This window comes from Devosia sp. GW821-FHT12F11, assembly GCF_058806655.1.
In genome coordinates this window covers 1-15,677 of the sequence record NZ_JBXAPX010000010.1, presented here as the reverse complement: position 1 = coordinate 15,677, position 15,677 = coordinate 1, and the positions used below count along the sequence as shown (strand labels likewise).

The 15,677-nt window shown below is 67.5% G+C and carries 13 protein-coding genes; 9 read left to right on the top strand and 4 right to left on the bottom strand.

The genetic code is table 11. The features are described 5' to 3' along the window. Window positions 1-11: 11 nt before the first annotated feature. The gene (locus AC1ROK_RS25085) at window positions 12-743 is read left to right on the top strand and encodes a GntR family transcriptional regulator (protein ID WP_492852032.1); all 732 of its coding nucleotides are present in this window, start codon (window positions 12-14) and stop codon (window positions 741-743) included. A 102-nt stretch (window positions 744-845) separates the two neighbouring features. Here AC1ROK_RS25085 and AC1ROK_RS25080 read toward each other — a convergent pair whose 3' ends face one another. Next, the gene (locus tag AC1ROK_RS25080) at window positions 846-1,784 is read right to left on the bottom strand and encodes a dihydrodipicolinate synthase family protein (RefSeq protein WP_492852030.1); all 939 of its coding nucleotides are present in this window, start codon (window positions 1,782-1,784) and stop codon (window positions 846-848) included. Window positions 1,785-1,935: 151 nt separating this feature from the next. Between AC1ROK_RS25080 and AC1ROK_RS25075 the strand changes: the two genes are divergently transcribed. From AC1ROK_RS25075 to AC1ROK_RS25045, 7 genes are all read left to right on the top strand, one after another. Next, a complete protein-coding gene (locus tag AC1ROK_RS25075) occupies window positions 1,936-3,207 on the top strand; it encodes an ArgE/DapE family deacylase (RefSeq protein WP_492852028.1) in 1,272 nt (423 codons plus the stop codon). 266 nt (window positions 3,208-3,473) lie between these two features. After that, a complete protein-coding gene (locus AC1ROK_RS25070) occupies window positions 3,474-4,019 on the top strand; it encodes a hypothetical protein (protein WP_492852026.1) in 546 nt (181 codons plus the stop codon). Between the two features lie 90 nt (window positions 4,020-4,109). Further along, a complete protein-coding gene (locus tag AC1ROK_RS25065) occupies window positions 4,110-5,102 on the top strand; it encodes a sugar ABC transporter substrate-binding protein (RefSeq protein WP_492852024.1) in 993 nt (330 codons plus the stop codon). Window positions 5,103-5,175: 73 nt separating this feature from the next. Next, the gene (locus AC1ROK_RS25060; protein WP_492852022.1) at window positions 5,176-6,711 is read left to right on the top strand and encodes a sugar ABC transporter ATP-binding protein; all 1,536 of its coding nucleotides are present in this window, start codon (window positions 5,176-5,178) and stop codon (window positions 6,709-6,711) included. Beyond that, the gene (locus AC1ROK_RS25055) at window positions 6,711-7,682 is read left to right on the top strand and encodes an ABC transporter permease (RefSeq protein WP_492852020.1); all 972 of its coding nucleotides are present in this window, start codon (window positions 6,711-6,713) and stop codon (window positions 7,680-7,682) included. The genes AC1ROK_RS25060 and AC1ROK_RS25055 overlap by 1 nt, the downstream gene beginning before the upstream one ends. Before the next feature lie 66 nt (window positions 7,683-7,748). Continuing rightward, the gene (locus AC1ROK_RS25050; protein ID WP_492852018.1) at window positions 7,749-9,818 is read left to right on the top strand and encodes a hydantoinase/oxoprolinase family protein; all 2,070 of its coding nucleotides are present in this window, start codon (window positions 7,749-7,751) and stop codon (window positions 9,816-9,818) included. A gap of 6 nt (window positions 9,819-9,824) precedes the next feature. Further along, complete coding sequence (locus tag AC1ROK_RS25045; protein WP_492852016.1) at window positions 9,825-11,489, top strand: hydantoinase B/oxoprolinase family protein; 1,665 nt, start codon at window positions 9,825-9,827, stop codon at window positions 11,487-11,489. Between the two features lie 402 nt (window positions 11,490-11,891). Here the strand turns inward: AC1ROK_RS25045 and nusG are convergent, their stop codons facing one another. The 3 genes from nusG to AC1ROK_RS25030 all read right to left on the bottom strand — a co-directional run bounded on the left by nusG (window position 11,892) and on the right by AC1ROK_RS25030 (window position 14,310). Then, on the bottom strand, window positions 11,892-12,449 hold the full coding sequence (gene nusG / locus AC1ROK_RS25040; RefSeq protein WP_492852014.1) for a transcription termination/antitermination protein NusG: 558 nt from the start codon (window positions 12,447-12,449) through the stop codon (window positions 11,892-11,894). 377 nt (window positions 12,450-12,826) lie between these two features. Further along, window positions 12,827-13,729: an LvrA C-terminal domain-related protein gene (locus AC1ROK_RS25035; protein ID WP_492852012.1), complete on the bottom strand. Its 903-nt coding sequence runs from the start codon at window positions 13,727-13,729 to the stop codon at window positions 12,827-12,829. Next, the gene (locus AC1ROK_RS25030; RefSeq protein ID WP_492852010.1) at window positions 13,726-14,310 is read right to left on the bottom strand and encodes a helix-turn-helix domain-containing protein; all 585 of its coding nucleotides are present in this window, start codon (window positions 14,308-14,310) and stop codon (window positions 13,726-13,728) included. The genes AC1ROK_RS25035 and AC1ROK_RS25030 overlap by 4 nt, the downstream gene beginning before the upstream one ends. A 475-nt stretch (window positions 14,311-14,785) precedes the next feature. Here AC1ROK_RS25030 and AC1ROK_RS25025 point away from each other — a divergent pair, with 475 nt between their 5' ends. Beyond that, window positions 14,786-15,508: a S24 family peptidase gene (locus AC1ROK_RS25025; protein WP_492852008.1), complete on the top strand. Its 723-nt coding sequence runs from the start codon at window positions 14,786-14,788 to the stop codon at window positions 15,506-15,508. The last annotated feature ends 169 nt before the right edge of the window (window positions 15,509-15,677 follow it).

The following is a 15,677-nucleotide window of genomic DNA, read 5'->3' as shown; positions in this document are numbered from 1 at the left end:
GAGGTTCTGGAATGGCGAAGAAGCCGCAGCCGACTGCAGGGGTGACCACGGAGATCCGCAAGCGCGGGCACGGGGTGCAGAAGGTCTATGAGAAGCTGCGGCAGTCGATCCTCGATCTCAGCCTGCCGCCCGGCAGTCCGCTCGATGAAATGCGGCTCTCCGAGGAGTTCGACCTGTCGCGCACGCCGATCCGCGAGGCCATGGTGCGGCTGGCGGCGGAGGGGCTGCTGACCACGCTGCCGAACCGCAACACCATCGTGGCGCCGATCGATTTCATCAACCTGCCGGTATATTTCGAGGCGCTGACGCTGATGTACCGCGTCACCACGCGGGCGGCGGCGGTGCATCGTCGCGGCGAGCATCTGGTGCGCATCCGGGCGTTCGAGGCGGCCTATGCCGATGCCGTGCGGCGCCACGATGCCCTGGGGATGATCGCGATCAACCGCGATTTCCACGTGGCGGTGGCCGAGGCGGGGGGCAATCTCTATTTCACCCAGCTGTTCGCCCGGCTGCTCGACGAGGGGCGGCGGGTGATGCGCGTCTTCTACTACTCGTTCGACGACGACCTGCCGCGCCAATATGTCGATGAGCACGCCGACATGGTGGCCGCCATCGAGGCCGGCGACGCCGATCGCGCCGACGCGCTGGCGGCGACGCATGCCGCCCAGATCGTGCGGCAGATCCAGGCCTATATGGCGCGCGACACCACGAGCCGCATCGATCTCACGCTGCAGGAGCGGTAGGTCCGCTGCTGAGAACGTGCAGTCGGCAGCCCTCCCCCGTAAACGGGAGAGGGAGCCCGACTGCGCGTTCTGCGCCCCTTAAAAGGAGAGGTCGCCCCCCGCTTATGCCGCCTCAGCCCAGGCGCCGTACCAGGTGCGGAAGCGCTGCAGCGATTGCTCGGCGAAGCGCCGCTGCGCCGGGCTCAGGGCATCGGTCTCGTTGAAGTGGAGCTCGTATTCCTTCTCGCCGTTGAGCACGAGCAGGTACTTGAAGAACAGCACCAGGTCCGGGCCGGCATCCCAGGTGGAGAGCGTGATCAGCGCTTCCTCGAGTTCCCTGGCGCGGCGGCGGGCCACCGGGTCGCCTTGCTGGCCTTTGACGCAGAGCTCGACCAGGTGCAGCACTTCGCGCGGCAGGCAGTTGCCGATGCCGGTGATGGCGCCGGCGGCGCCGCACTGGATGAAGCCGTGATAGACCGCGGTATCGACGCCCACCATCAGCGTCAGGTCGGGATCGGCCGAGGTGATGTGCTCGGCGGCGTAGGAGAGGTCGTTCTCGCCGCCGAACTCCTTGAAGCCCACGAGGTTCGAATGCTCGGCGCGCAGCGCGAAGAACAGGTCGGCGCGCGTGGCGAAGCCGTAATAGGGGCTGTTGTAGATTACCGCCGGCAGGTTCGGCGCGGCCGAGAGCAGGGCCTTGAAGTGCGCCTGCTGCGCCGCGGCTGACGAACCGCGGGAGAGCACGCGCGGGATCAGCATCAGGCCGGCGGCGCCGACCTTCTGGGCATGAGCCGCATGGGCCGCGGCCGCCTTGGTGTTGACCGCGCCGGTGCCGACGATCACCGGGATGCCGGCCTCGACCAGGCGCTCGACGCCTTCCATGCGCTGGGCATCGGTGAGCAGCGGCCAATCGCCCATCGAACCGCAATAGACAACCCCCGACATGCCGAGCCCGATCAGTTCCTTGGCCTTGCGCACCAGCGCATCGAAATCCGGCGTCCGGTCGGCGCGGCAGGGGGTCATCAGGGCGGGAATGCACCCGGTAAACGGGCTCTTTTGCATAGGGTCAGCTCCAGCAGCTAAGGGCGATCAGGCGGCTCGGCAAAGCGTATTGCGCTTCGTTACCATCTCCCTATAGGGTTCAGCCGACAGTTTGTCGACAGGAGAAATCCAGTCCGGCACGGGGGTGCCGACTGGAGGGGCAGGGAGTGGCATGACGATCGATCCGATGGCGCTGCGCGAGGCCGTGGCCGAGGGGTTTGGCCGGCAGACCGAGTGGCTGGCGCGGCTCGCTTCGTTCGACAGCACGCGCGGCAACGAGGCTGAATGCCAGCACTGGCTGGCCGGTGAATTCGCGGCGCGCGGCTGGCAGGTCGACAGCTATACGATCGATGAAGTCGATATTGCCGGGCTGCCGGGCTTCTCGCCGATCGTCGATGCCGATTACACGAGGGCCGTCCAGGTGGTGGCGACCCATGCGGTCGACGAGCCGGTCGGCAAGAGCCTGATCCTCATGGGCCATATCGACGTGGTGCCGGTCGGGGCCGCCGAGCTCTGGGCGCAGGACCCGTTCAAGCCCGAGGTTCGCGACGGCTGGATGCATGGTCGCGGCACGGCCGACATGAAGGCGGGCGTTTCGGCTATGGTGTTCGCGCTCGATGCGCTGCGCCGGCTGGGGCACGTGCCGGGGTCGCGGGTGCATATCGAAACGGTGAGCGAGGAGGAGTGCACCGGCAACGGCGCGCTCTCGACGCTGGCGCGGGGCTATCGCGCGGATGCGGCGTTCATCCCCGAAAGCATGGGGCATCAGATCATCCGGGCCGAACTGGGCTCGGTCTGGTTCCGGCTGCGCATCCTGGGCCGGCCGGGCCATGTATACGCAGGTGCATCCACCGGTTCGCACGCCATCCTCGCGGCGATGGCCTATATCGAGGCGCTCAAGGGGCTGACCGCCGAGATCAATGCCGAGGCGGTGACGCATCCCTATTTCGGCGCCGTTGCCGACCCGGTGAAGTTCAACCCCGGCAATATCCGGGGCGGGGACTGGCTGGGTTCGGTCCCCTCATGGTGCGAGCTCGAGTGCCGGCTGTCGGTGCTGCCCGGGCACAGCCTGCCGCAGGTGCGCGAGCGCGTCACCGAGGCGGTGCGGCGCTGCGCCGCCGAGCTCGATGCGGCCATGCCGGCGCTGAGCTGGATCGGGTTCCAGGCCGATGGTCATGTCTTTGCCCCAGGTAGCGCCGCGGAGGCGCTGCTGGCCGATATCCATGCCGCGGTGCTCGGCTATCCGCTCGAGCCGCTCGCCATGACGGCGACCAGCGATACCCGGTTCTACGACCTCTATTACGGCATTCCGGCACTCTGCTACGGCGGCCATGGGCGCGGCATGCATGCGCCGTCAGAGGCGGTCGAGCTCGCCAGCTTGCAGACGACCACCGAGGTGATTGCCCGTTTCGTAGCCAATTGGTGCGGCCTCAAGGCGGCATGACGGGCAATGTTTGAGCAGGATCGGGCTCAGAATCCATCTTGTCGACAAACTAAATATTCGCTCATACTGACATGAAAGCGTCACAAGCAGGATTTCAATGCGCCTTACCGAGCAGAACCAGATGCCCAATCGACGGCTCGACGCCGCACCGCGCGACTTGGCGGTGATCGGCCGATGAGTGCTGGGCTGAGCTTCACCAATGCCCGCCTGGTCGAACTCGAGCGCAAGGCGCTGAGCGCACCGACAACGGTCTCGAGGAGGCTCAAGTGACCCCCGATCTCGAGCACGCGCATCGGCTGGCGCGCGGCGAAGCTGCCGCCGTCGCAGTGTTTGCCTATTGCCGCGCGGGCCTCCATGCGGCGGTGGGTTCGCTCCTCACCACGGCCTCGGTCTATGATCTCAGCGAAATGCGCTCGCGGCGGGTGTGGACGGATGACGCGGCCGCCTATCCGACCGGCAATTTCAAGCGGCTCGATCGCAACCTCTATTTCGAGTCGGTGATCGAGCGCTGTGAGCCCTATGCCTCGACCAGCATCGAGGGCATCCAGAAGGTGTTCTTCGACTGGCAGAAGATCCAGGCGCTGGGCTTTGAATCCAACATGAACCTGCCGGCGGTTGCCGACGGCCAGGTGATCGGCACGCTCAACCTGCTGCATCGCAAAGGGCACTTCACGGCCGACAAGGTCGAAGCCGCGCTTGCCTGGCAGCCGGTCGCGACACTCGCCTTCCTCTTGCTCGACCGGATGCGGTCGGAAGGTGCCAACTTCCATGGCGTGAGCGGCGGCGGCGGCGCTCCGGCCATGGAGGGATGAGGCTCTCGCTGCCCGCTCCGGCGGTCGGCGCAACAGGTGGTCCGAGCCTACGGACCCAGCACAAGACACGGGACCCACAGGAGAAACACGATGAAGCACAAGATTTTCGCAGCGGCGCTGATGGCCTCGGCCCTCATCCCCGCCACCGCCATGGCCCAGGAGCCGATCCGGCTGGCGTTCCTCGCCGCATCGAGCCAGAACGGCTACAATGATGCGACTTGGCAGGGCGTCAAGGCCGCCGCCGAAAAGGCCGGCGGGGTCGAGGTCGAAATCTTCGACGGCGAGTTCAACGCCGCCACCCAGTACAAGCAGGTGGAAGACATCATTGCCGGCGGCCGCTTCGACGGCATCATCATCGCCCCCAACGACACGGTCGGTATCGCTACCGCGCTCGAGGAAGCGACCAAGGAAGGCCTGCTGGTCGCCTCGACGCTGTTCCCGGTCGGCCCGGAGCTGACGGTGATGACCCCGCAGGTCGCCGGCCTCACCACCACGGTTGCTTCCAACCCGGTCGACGGCGCCTCCGCGCAGGCCGAGGAAGTGGTGAAGTTCTGTGCCGACAAGGATCCCTGCAATGTGGTGATCATGATCGGCCAGCTGCAGTTCCCGTTCGACAACCTGCGCTACAAGAGCTTCGAGACCGTGCTGGCCCAGCACGCCAACATCAAGGTCGTCGCCACCGGCGAGGGCAATTACAGCCCGGATGCGTCGCTGACCGCGTTCCAGGACATCATCCAGGCGAACCCCAAGATCGACGTGGTGCTGTCGAACGCCGACCAGCACCTGCTGGGTGTCGAGATTGCGCTCGCCGATGCCGGCATCCCGATCGAGCCGATCTACCTGATCGGTGGCGGCCTCAACCAGATCACCGTCGACAAGATCAAGGCGGGCGTGTTCGACGCGACGCTCTCGGGCTATCCGTTCTCGGAAGGGTTCTACGCCGCCGATGCGCTGATCCGAGCCAAGAAGGGCGAGACGGTCGAGAACTGGATCGATCCCGCCACCAAGGCCAGCAACCCGATGATCGTCGACAAGCAATGGCTCGACGCCCACCCGGATTTCAAGGCCGAGTGGGAAGGCTGATCGCCACGGCAACATCCGTGCCGGGGACGCCAGCGTCCCCGGCCACCTGCATCGAGCAGTCCGGGAGACGCCCATGACCACGCCAGCCATCGCCGTAAGGGTGCGGGGAGTTGCCAAGAGCTTTGGCGGGACGCGCATTCTCGATAACATCGACGTCGAGATCGCCGCCGGCACCGTGCATGCGCTGGTCGGCGAGAACGGCGCCGGCAAATCGAGCCTGGGCAAGATCATCGGCGGCTACTACACGCCGGACGAGGGCGAGCTCGAAATTCTCGGCACCCGGGTGGCGCGCTTCTCGCCGCGCGACGCACTGGCGCTCGGCGTCGCCATGATCCACCAGGAGCTGCAGCTGGCGCCTGAACTGAACGTGGTGCAGAACGTCTTTCTGGGCCGCGAAAGCCAGCGCGCCGGCATCCTGGTGGGGGGCGACCTCGCCCGCTTCGAGGCGCTCGAGAAGGCCTGCGATTTCGGCATCGACCCGCTCGCCAAGGTGGCGACGCTGCGCATCGCGGAACGCCAGAAGGTCGAGATCATGCGCGCCATCGCCCGCGACGCGCAGGTCATCATCATGGATGAGCCCACCTCGTCGCTGACCGAGGACGAAGCCGATCGCCTGCACGAGGTGATCCGGCGGCTCAAGGCGCAGGGCAAGACCGTCATCTATGTCAGCCACTTCCTCGACCATATCCTCGCCAATTGCGACAACGTCACCATCATGCGCGACGGCAGGGTGGTGCGCACTTCGCCGATGGCGGGCGAGACCAAGCAGACGCTGGTCGATGCCATGCTGGGGCAGGCCGCCGAAATCCTCTGGCCGGCGCTGCCCGCCGCCCCGGCCGAGACGCAGCCGCCGGTCGCCGAACTGCGCGGCGTCAGCACCGGCACCGGGCTTTCCGATATTTCCCTCGTCATCCGCCCGGGCGAGATCGTCGGCCTCGTCGGCCTCGTCGGCTCGGGCCGCACCGAGGTGGCGCGCGCCATGTTCGGCGCCGACCGGATCAGCAGCGGGCAATACCTGATCGAGGGGAGTCCGGTGCGCGCCCGCTTTTCCGTCTACGACGCCATCGCCGCCGGCGTGGCGCTGGTGCCCGAGGACCGGCGCAAGCAGGGCCTGGTGCTGACCCAGCCGACCCGCTTCAATATCAGCCTCGGCACGCTCGGCCGCATCAGCCGCTTCGGCATCCTCAGGCGCGGGGCAGAGATCAAGCAGACGCGCGACATGATCGGCCATTTCGGCATCGTGCCGGGGGCGATCGACGGCCGGGTGGCGCGCTATTCGGGCGGCAACCAGCAGAAGGTGCTGCTGTCCAAATGGGCGGTCGCACGGCCCAAGCTGCTGATCCTCGACGAGCCCTCGCGCGGCGTCGATATCGGAGCCCGCCGCCGCATCCACGATTTCATCGTCGACATGGCGGCCGAGGGCGTCGGCGTGCTGCTCATCTCATCGGAGCTCGAGGAAGTCATCAACCTCTCCCACCGCTGCTACCTGCTGAGCGACGGCCGGATCTTCGCCGAGGAGCCTGCCGCCGCCCTGACGGTGGAATCGGCGCTGACCCGCGTCTTTCTCGAACAGAACAGCCAACGCAATCGCCAGGAGGCTGCCAGCTGATGGCCGACACCACACTCACCAAAACACCCCCCGCCGCGCGGCGCTTCGATATCGGCGACTTCGTGCGCCAGTACGGCGTGCTCATCATCATCGCGGTGATGCTGCTCGCCCTCACCGCGCTGTCGCCGTCGTTCCTGACGCCGCGCAACCTGTTCAACATCCTCAACCAGTCGACGCCGCTGTTCATCATCGCCTGCGCGTTGACCCTGGTGATCATCGGCGGCGGGTTCGATCTCTCCACCGGGGCGATCTTCGGCGTCGCCTCGGTGGGCGCGGCCTGGCTCGCCATCAATGTCGACCCGCTGGTCGCCATCATCGCGGCGCCGCTGATCGGGCTCCTGCTGGGCTCGATCAACGGCATCATCATCACCGCCTTCAACGTGCACTCGTTCCTCGTCACGCTGGCGACCAGCCTCGTTTATCGCGGCATGGCCATCCTCATCACCAACGGCAAGCTGATCCCGGTGCGGGTCGAGGAATTCGCCTGGCTCGGCCGCGCCAAGCTCGACCTGGTCAATGTCGCCGTGCTGGTGATGCTGGGTTTCATGGCGCTGATGATGTTCATCCTCAACCGCACGACGCTGGGCCGCGCCATCTTCGCGGTGGGCGGCAACGAGGAAGCGGCGCTGCTGTCGGGCATCCGCACCAACCTGGTCAAGATCATCACCTTCGCGCTGTCGGGCGGCGCCGCCGGCCTTGCCGGGGTCATCACCGTGTCGCGGCTTTCGATGGGCGAGCCGCAGGCCGGCACCGGCTACGAGTTCGAGGCGATCGCCGCGGTGATCCTGGGCGGCACCTCGATCATGGGCGGCGCCGGCGCCATCTGGCGCTCGATGGCCGGCGTGCTGCTGATGGCGCTGATCGGCAACGGCTTCAACATCCTCAACGTGAACCCGTTCTTCAAGGACCTGACCACCGGCGTGATCATCGTGCTCGCCGTCGCGCTCGCCGCGACCGGCAACAAGCGATGAGCGTGCGCCACCCCCAGCATACGGCGCCGTCGGCACCCGGCCGCGGCGCTCAAACGAGAGACTGATATGTCCGACAAGATTACGCGCGTGGCCACCGATGTGGGCGGCACGTTCACCGACCTCGTCTATTTCGAAACCGATACCCGCACCGGGGCGCAGAGCGTGCGCACCGACAAATCGGACACCACCCCGCCCGAGTTCGAAAAGGGCGTGCTCGACGTGCTGGCCAAGGCCGGGGTCGAGCTCGAGAGCCTCGATTTCCTCGCCCACGGCACCACCGTGGTGATCAACGCGCTGACCGAGCGCAAGGGCGCCAAGGTGGGCCTGATCACCACCAGGGGGTTCCGCGACGTATTGGAGATCGGCCGCGGCAACCGCCCGGATTTCTTCAACCTCAAGTACAAGAAGCCCGAACCGTTCGTCGCCAGGTACCTGCGCCGCGAGCTCGCCGGCCGCATCGATTTCCACGGCAGCGAGCAGGTGCCGCTCGACCTGGGCGGGCTCGCCCAGATCGTCGCCGATTTCCGGGCCGATGGCGTCACCGCCGTCGCCATCTGTTTCATCCACGCCTATGCCAACCCGGCGCATGAAGAGGCGGCGCTCGCCGAGCTGCGCCGGCTATGGCCGGACGTGGTGGCGGTTGCCTCGCACCAGATCACCCGCGAGTGGCGCGAGTACGAGCGCACCTCGACCACCATCCTGTCGGCCTATGTGCAGCCGGCGGCGCAGCGCTATCTCGAGCGGCTCGAAACGGGGCTGCGCGACAAGGGCTATGCCGGCGGGCTCTATGTCATGCAATCGAACTGCGGCGTCGATGCCGTGGACTCGATCAAGCAGACGCCGATCACCATGGTCGAATCCGGCCCGGCCTCCGGCTTCTGGGGCGCCGCCGAGCTCGGCCGCATCATCGGCGAGCCGGATGTGCTGGCGCTGGATATCGGCGGCACCACCGCCAAATGCTCGCTGATCAAGGGCGGCCAGGTCACCATCAAGACCGATTACTGGATCGAGCGCGACCGCAAGTCCGCCGGCTACCCGATCATGGTGCCGGTGGTCGACCTGGTCGAGATCGGTAATGGCGGCGGGTCGATCGCCTGGGTCGATGAGTTCGACAAGCTGCATGTCGGCCCGCGCTCGGCCGGCGCCGTGCCGGGCCCGGCCGCCTATGGCCGCGGTGGTACCAACGCCACCACCACCGACGCCAACCTGGCGCTCGGCCGCATCAACAAGGATTATTTCGTCGGCGGCAATGTCGTTGCCGACATGGATGCGCTGAACGGCGCGCTCGCCGAGCTCGGCGGCAAGCTCGGGATGAGCAATATCGAAGTGGCGCGCGGCATCGTGCGTATCGCCAATTCGAACATGGTCAACGCCTTGAAGCTGGTGTCGGTGAACCGCGGCTACGATCCGCGCGATTTCACCATGGTGGTGTTCGGCGGCGGCGGCCCGATGCATGGGGCCGAACTGGGCAAGGAACTGGGCGTCAAGAAGGTCGTGGTGCCGCGCGGCGCCTCGGTGTTCTCGGCCTGGGGCATGCTGATGAGCGACCTCAGGCGCGATTATTTCGTCACCCAGCTGATGGATGCCGACGATCACCAAAGCCTGTCGCGGCTGCTGGCCACGACCCGAGACCGCGCCATCGCCGATTTCGTGCGCGGGAACGTCCCCGCCGACAAGGTGAGCATCAGCGGCTTCGTCCGGGTGCGCTACCAGAACCAGGAGTTCGCCGTCGAAGTGCCGCTGCCGGCGGGCGAGCTGAGCCCAGCCTCGATGGCCGAGCTGATCGCCAACTTCCACGATGCCTACGAGCGCGAATACACCTATCGGCTCGATGCCGGCGTCGAGATCATCGGGCTGCACCTGGTGGCCGCGTCGGAAGTCGGCAAGCTCGAAATCACCAGGCTCGCGCGGACCGGCGCCAGCCTCGAGCAGGCGATCAAGGGTCGCCGCGAGGTCGATTACGCCACCGAGGGCATCCACGAGGCCACCATCTATGACGGCATGAAGCTCGAGCCCGGCATGAGCTTTGCCGGCCCGGCGGTGATCGAGGACCCGGGCACCACGGTGGTGATCCAGCCGGGCAACCACGTCAGCGTCGACGACTACGGCAACATCCACATCGCGATCGAGGGCTGAAGCAAGATGAGCAAATACGACCCCGTCACCTTCGACATCATCCAGAACGCCCTCGAAGCGATCGCCGACGAAATGTTCGTGGCGCAGCGCAAGGCCTCGATGTCGGCCATCATCTACGAGGTGCTCGACCTTTCCTCGTCGATCCTCGACCCGGTCGGCGACATCGCCGCAGCCGGCGCGGGCATCCCGGCCTTCATCGGGGTGCTCGACAAGGCGGTCAAAGGCATCCTCAAGAAGTTCCCGCTCGAGAGCGTCCGGCCGGGCGATCTCTATGCCTCGAACGACCCCTATTACGGCGGCGTGACGCATCTCAACGACATGGTGCTCGCCTCCCCGGTGTTCTCGGGCGACCGGATCGTCGCCTGGGTCGCCAATATCGCGCACTGGAACGATGTGGGCGGCAACGTGCCGGGCTCGATGTCGGCCGATGCCACCGAGATCTTCCAGGAAGGCGTGCGCATCCCGGCGATCAAGCTGTTCGACCAGGGCGTCGCCAACCAGGCGGTGTTCGACATCCTCTACGTCAACACAAGGCTGCCCGATTTTCTCAAGGGCGACCTGTGGGCCGGCATTGCGGGGCTGCGCATCGGCGAGCGCCGGGTGCACGAGCTGCTCGCCAAATACGGCGCCGACACCTATCTCGCCGCCGTCGCCGATTATATGGACCTGGGCGAGCGCCGGGCGCTGGCGGCGCTCAGGCAGATGCCGGCCGGCACCTACGATTACTCCGAAACCCAGGACGACGGCGCGGTGCACAATATCCGCCTCGTCATCACGCCGGAAAAGTTCAGCGTGGACCTGCGCGGTAACCCCAAGCAGTCAGGCTCCAAGAACTCGTCGCGCGAGGGCTCGGAAATCGCCCTGCAGCTGGCCTTCAAGGATTTCACCGATCCGGACGGCCCGGGCAATGGCGGCTGCTTCCGCCCGCTCGAGGTGATCACCGAGCCCGGCACGATCTTCCACGTCGTCGAACCGGGGGCGCTCGGCTATTACTCCGAAGTCGAGATCCGCCTGTTCGACATGACGCTCAGGGCGCTGGCGCACCATTTCGGCGGCATCGTGCCGGCCGGCAACTTCGCCTCGATCTGCGGCACGGTGATGGGCGGCAAGCACCCCGATACCGGCCGCCACTACACCATCGTCGAGCCGCAGGTCGGCGGCTGGGGCGGCTGGGAAGGCAATGACGGCAATTCGGGGCAGTTCTCGGGCTTTCACGGCGAAACCTTCAACTGCCCCGCCGAGATCGCCGAAGCCCGCTACGGCATGTTCGTCGACCAGGTGGCGCTCAATGCCGAGCCCGGCGGCGAAGGCCAGTGGCGCGGCGGCAAGGGCATCGAGGTGCATTACCGGGTGCGCGGCGACAACAACTTCCTGTCGCTCGGCTATACCCGCTCCACCGTGCCGCCCTGGGGCGCCGCCGGCGGCCTCGACGGGTCGCTCAACTATGTCGAACTGCGCCGTACCGACGGGCGCAGCGAGCGCTACTCGTTCGCCACCAATGTGGTGGTCAATACCGGCGACGTGATCCGCATCGTCACCGCCAATGGCGGCGGCTATGGCGAGCCCAGGGCTCGCAGCAGCGACGCCATCGCCCGCGACATCCGCGACGGCTACCTCACCCGCGAACGCGCGCTGGAGGTTTATGGGACGGAGGGCAAGCTCGGGGGCTGAGGGCGCACCGAAGCCGCAGTCAGAACTCCCTCTCCCGCGTGCGGGGGAGGGGGGACCAGCCGACAGGCTGGGGGAGGGGGGAGGCCCACGCACGAATTGCGCTGTCAGATGGCGGGTGCAGCTCGCGCGATTGCCGCCAGCACCGCGGCAGGCCGTGTCCCGACCTCTTCCGGCAACGCCCGGAGGGGCCGTTCGGGCTGCGTCATCGTACGACGCAGGTCTTTCGCCCGCCGGCGAATGAAGTCCCGTGACCGCGAGGGGGTGGCTCCGCACGTGGGACTCCCCATCTCCACCGCGCAACGCGTGGTCCCCCCTTGCGGCAGGGCCGTCACATATGGCGTTACGAACCGGCCTCTCAGTGGTCCTCCACCATGCAGTACCCCGTGCACCGTCTTCGGGCCCTTACGCCGCCACCTCCTCGATCTGCTCGGCTCGCAGCTCCACCGGGGTCGGCCGGCCGAACAGGTCGAGCAGCACCTTCAGCCGATCGAGCGAATCCACCGCTTCCACCGTGCCGGCGAAGCTGGTGAAGGGGCCGGCGGCGACGCGCACCGGCTTGCCGGTGAGGCGCTTCTGCATCGCCTTCAGCGTGTTCTTCGTTGTCTCGCCGCGCAGCCGCCGGGCGGCGTCGGTGTCATCGAACAACTGGCGGGCCTCGGCGTCGCGCAGGGCCAGCACGTCCCGGGCCGGCACCGGTTGCGGCGGATGCGGCCGGCCTGGCAGCAGCTCGAGCACCTGCGGGCAGGCGAGCACTTTCGAAGTGTCCTCGAGCCGCGCCATCCGGACGAACAGGTAGCGCGGGAAGTGGCAGAGCGTGGTGATCTTGCGCACGCGCAGCCGCCGGTTGAAGCGCTCGATGCGGTATTGCGGCAGGTAGGCTTCGAAGCCCGCCCGCTCGAGCTGGCGCAGCGCCTCGCGCTCGCCCTTGGCCCGTGTCCTCAGCGCGTACCAGTCTGCCATGCTCGGTCTCCTTCAGCTGTCTGTCGAGGGCGCGCAACGCTGCCCGGATCTCCGCCATCGCGGCGGTGGCGCCGAGGCCGCGGTCCGAATATTCGGCTGCCACCTCGCGGATGCGTTCGATGAAGGTCTTGCGCCCGCTGCCGCGCACCTCGCCAGGTGGTTCGGCGCCGGTTTGCGACCAGGTCATGGCGCGCCTCCCGCCCGCGCGGCGCGGCACCCGTTGGGCCCGCACCAGCAACGCAGCCGGCCGAATTCGCCGGTGCGGATCGCCTGGCTGAGGCTGCCTTTGCCGTACGTCGCGTGGGGGCTGCCGCAAGTGTCGCAGCGGCGCTCGAACGCGGAAAACCCGGGGGCGGTTTCGATCGGGCGGATCGGCATCAGTGCACCGCCTGGTTGCCGGCGACCAGCGCCCGGGCCTTGGCGACCACCTCGGGCTCGAACGACCAGGGGCTCGCCGGCGCCGGCCTGCCGCGCACCGTCTCGCAGGCGGCCCAGAGCGCCGCATCGAGAATGCGGTCGAGCCGCACCATCTGGATGGCCGGCCGATCCGCATCGGCCAGCCCTGCCACCTCACGCCAGGCGCCATCGCCCAGCCACTTGGCAAGATGCGGGGCGTAGCGCCGGCCGGCCTCGCTGCTGCGCCCGCGCGCCGCACAATCCTCGGCGAACCAGGCTTTGTAGCGGCGCGCCGCCGCCAGCGCCGGCTCGCGTTCGGCCGGGGCGAGGGCGGTGAACGCCGCTTCGGCCTTGGCCCTCGAACTGGTGGGGTTGCGCGGGAAGGTCGACCAGAGCGTCGCGAACATCTCGCGCGTCGCGGTTTCGGGCACTGGCGGGGGAGGGTTGGAGTCCTCCTTCTCTCCCCCTTCCTCCTCCATCTGCGCGAACAATTCGGCAGTGGTGGCGGCAGGGTGGGGAACGGGTTCCGCATTGGCAGGGCTGAGCCCGACATAGGCCTCCCATTCGGGCCGCAGCAGCCCCGACGAGTTCGGCTTTTTCGGCCGCTGGAAGGCGCGGAAATTGCGGATCAGCCCGATCGGCCGGCCGCCCACCGTCTCGCGGCGCACGAACCCGCCGGCGCTGAGCTCGTCGAACAGCCCAGGCATTTCGACCGCATCGACCGGGAAGATCCGCGCCCTCAGGGTCAGCGGTTTCCACTCGAACACGCCATCGTCGAATGCCTCGGTCCAGAGGCCAATCAGCAGCAGCCGGGCCGGAGCCGAGAGCGCCATGAAGGCCTCGTCGGTCCAAAGACCCGGGTGGATGGAGCGGATGCGGCTCATTTGGCGCCCGCCTTTTGAGCGGGGCGGGCCGGCGCAGCGGCAGCTTCGGCCAGCGCCTTGGCCTCGAGCTCGGCCGCATAGCGGCGGATGTTGTAGAGCACGGTGGTGTGGTCGCGGCCGCCCAGGTGCCGGGCGATCTCGGGCAGGCTGATCTGCCTTCCGTTGACCAGCACTTCGTGGCGGATGCGCCAGCTCGCCTCGCGCCGCGCCGCGGTGACCGGCGCCCGCCGCGACGAACCTGACAGTTCGGCCCGGCTGACCCGATGCTTGGCCACGACCTCGTCGATGATCTCGCGCGCCGTGATCGGGCGAGCTAGGGCGGGGCCAAGCTCCATAGTTTCGTAGGGCGCCGGCTCGCGATAATCCGGCCAAGCCTCCGTCGCCGGCGGCAGCAGCGACTTCGGCCGCGGGCGTGCCGAGTGGAACGGCCGCACCGTGAGGTTCGAAGCGGGCAGGGGGTGCTGGGCGGCGCGGCGGATGCGCGCCTCGCGGGCCCGCCGCTCCTCGGCGAGGCGCTGCTGGCTGGGGCTGGCATCGGCCGCCCGCACCGGGGCGAGGCGAAGCTGGCGATAGAGCATCATGAGCTCGGCTCCATGGGCAAAGGGGTGGCGTTCACCGGCGCGGGGTGCGCCGGCGGTGGGGTGGTCATGTCGCCCGCAGCCAGGCCGCGAGCAGGGGCGTGAAGTTCAGCGCCGGCGCATCAGCGACGAGGCAGGCCCCGTGCCGGCGTCGGCATTGAGAAGTGGCGGGTGGGACGGATTGCCGGGTTCATGCCGGCGTTGCCGCCCGCCCGAGCTCCGGTTTGACGTCATCGGCGCGAGGTTTTCCTCGTCGCCTCGGCAAATCGCCGTCTCGACGCATCCGCCCCTGCGACTGCGCCCGCCCGCTGGAGGGCTCGGGAGTTGCTCGGGCTTGAACTGGCGAGCAGTGTTGCCGCGACTCGAAACCGAAGATGTCGTTGCTGCTGCTCATGGGACGATACACTGAGCATTAATGCACAACATGTCAAGCATGAATGCACGATGCATTTGTGCACAAGAGTGCTACGTTGTGCACATGGCAGAACCCAACCAGCTCGCGGTCGAGTATGTGCGCCACGTGCTCGGCGTTACCGGCCTGTCGCCGACGGCCCTGGCGCTCAGGGCCGGCATTTCATCGACCACGCTGACCCGGCCGCTGAACTCGGCCGAGTACAAGTTTGCGCTGACCAACACCACGCTCGGCAAGATCGAGGCGGCAACCGGCATCGCCTATCTGAGCTTTGCCGCGGCCCATAGCGCCGGCCAGGCCCCGCTCTCCGGGTCCGAAGCGCCGACCGGACCGCGCACCCAGGGGCAGCCGGTGCGCGTCGTGCCGGGCGAGCAGGTGGTGCTATCCGGCCGTCGCAACCTGTTGCCGGTGTTTTCCGGCGCCATGGGCGGCGATGGCAAGCTGATCGTCAGTTCCGATTTCGTCGACCACATGGCCATGCCCGCGGCGCTCGAGGGGGTGCAGGGCGCCTATGGGCTGATCGTCGATGGCAGTTCGATGAACCCCGAATTCTGGGAAGGCGACATCGCCTGGATCAACCCGCACCTCAAACCGGCGCGCGGCCGCAACCACGTCTTCTTCCACACCCCGCCGGGGGGCGAGGATGCCGAAGCGATCATCAAACGGCTCAACGGCTGGAACGATCGCGAGTGGCAACTCGAGCAGTGGAACCCGGCTAAGCAGTTCACCGAATCCCGCCGCATCTGGCCGATCTGCCACCGCGTCGTGGGCAAATACGAAGCGCCGTAGGGGGGCTAGCCGGTCGTCAGGTCGGGATCCAGCCACAGGCTCGATGCTCACCTCCCCCTTGACGGGGGAGGCAAGCGGAGCTTGGGAGCGCCAGCGAGCTAGCTGTCGTTTCCAAGCAGGTTGTTCAGTCTTTGGGCTGGTGGTACGTGGCCGATTGCTGAGTGGGGTC